General features: G+C 35.5%; 1 protein-coding gene. It reads right to left on the reverse strand.

Annotated features, from left to right (window positions below):
- Positions 1 to 13 precede the first annotated feature (13 nt).
- Positions 14 to 2,014: a DNA/RNA helicase domain-containing protein gene (locus ORQ98_RS29390; RefSeq protein ID WP_274692385.1), complete on the reverse strand. Its 2,001-nt coding sequence runs from the start codon at positions 2,012 to 2,014 to the stop codon at positions 14 to 16.
- Between the last annotated feature and the right edge of the window lie 81 nt (positions 2,015 to 2,095).

Below are 2,095 nucleotides of genomic sequence, written 5' to 3' on the forward strand. Positions count from 1 at the left end.
TATACCTTCTCAATCAAATTGCCATACTGTTCAAATATACAGCAGCTAATGGCTTAGGTATAGTGATAATTAGGTAAGCATTTGAGTCAGGCTTTAATATCACCCGCTGATTTACTACCTCTCCATCTTGTAGAGTTTTTTCATGCTGATAGACTTTTACAGTATAGCTTCCACCATGATCAGGGTCTTCAATACAACTACTTTTAGCTAAAACAATTTTATTGTTACGGACAACATCACTATTTGCTGAGAATAAACACCATGAGCCATTTGGAATCCTGCGATTCATGGATTCCCCAACAACACGAAGAACAAACATACCCTCACGAGTAGCAAATACTTCAGGCAACCTAATCCAGTTATATTCACTTGTAGCAAACTCTCCATTGGCGATAGATGCATCATAAATTGGCACATACCCTTCGTAAGGTTTTGCTTCTTCTAGAGGAACTACAGGAAAATCTAATCCCGAGTAAAGATTAACTGCATTAATAATTTCATCTTCTTTTCTTTTAGCTAGTTCTTTAAAGTACTCATTTGTCTCAGGGTCTATACAAAATATATAGCATCCCTTTTGACCACGGGTCATTAAAGTACGGTAAGTATTTTTTATGATCTCTTTGGTAACTTGCTTAGCTTCTTCAGGGCTTTCCTTTAAAAGCTTTTTAAAACCTCTAATAGATCTATCATTACTAGACCGCTTGCAAGCGTCTGTAACAACATGCCCATCTCTTACCACAAAATCTTCACCAATAATAACTCCGATATAATCCACCTCCAACCCTTGACAAGTGTGAATACAACCTACTTGATTCACTGAATTCTCAGCAATCATCCATAAACTACCATCATCAGTTAAATTCCATTGAGCCTTAAAGTTATACTTAGGAATTACAATGTCAAATACATCTTGATTTTTTTTACTCTTCCAGTCCCAGCAATATCCTGCAACCATTCGGGCTTTATTAGTCAGTCGGTTCTTGTCAAAGATAGCTTCTTTTAACTTATTAGGGTCATCAAAAACTTTCACTTCATAATCAATATCATCTAAAGTAGTGTTGGCAGTTTCACGTATTTGCAAGACATTATCGACCCAAGCTAAATATCCATCTGAGCCATTGCATCGAAACTGAGAAACTAAATCAAGTTCAGAAACTTCAGCTCCTTGTAATGATGCCCAGTATTTTATAGATGCCTCAGAACCAATATCTTTCAATGTTACTCTTTGAGCCTCATCAATAAAAAAAATACTGAGCTTAGATCCTACTATAATTTCTTTAATTTGATTTTCACCTTTATTGCCATACAGTCCTGATTTTTCATTTAGTCTATGAGACTCGTCAACTACTAACACATCAAATATATTTTCTTCGATATCTATATAGCTACCAGAACCTTTAAACATATTGTCAATATTTGATTTTTTGAGGCTTCCCGTTAACTTTTCTTTGAATACCGCCCTTGGGGCAGCATTCTTCGAGACATACTGGACCAACATCTCTCTCTTTGTCAGTTCAACCAACAAATTAATGGCAATAACCGACTTTCCAGTACCTGGCCCTCCTCGAACAATCAGCGTTTGCTTTTTTCCTTTTACCGCTTGATGAGCAAGATCAATTGCTGTTTCATAAACAAGCTTTTGCTCGTCAAGCAGCACAAATTCTCTATTTCCTGTTAGCATAGAAGATAAACAATCTGCTAAATTTTTAGAGGGTTTTATAGATCCATGTTCAATTCGATACATAATGTCATTAGTATCACCATATTTAACATGTTTTTTTAGAAACTCAGCTAGTTTCAACGCATCAGGAGAAATAAAAACTGGTGCTTTACTGATATACTCAAAATAAAATGGGTCATTAACTGCATTATCTGATTTCAAATTATGTAAATAAGCACAAGGTTGTAACTGTATTAACTCTTTCCTTACAGTTTCATTATAGTCTTCTATCAATGCAGCATACGACCAAGCTTGGTACGAAGGATGATTGGTCTCTTTCTTGGAGCCACTCAAAAATGTTTCCTAATTATCACTATACCTAAGCCATTAGCTGCTGTATATTTGAACAGTATGGCAATTTGATTGAGAAGGTAT

Origin of the sequence: Spartinivicinus poritis (assembly GCF_028858535.1) — a bacterium.
Lineage (GTDB): Bacteria > Pseudomonadota > Gammaproteobacteria > Pseudomonadales > Zooshikellaceae > Spartinivicinus > Spartinivicinus poritis.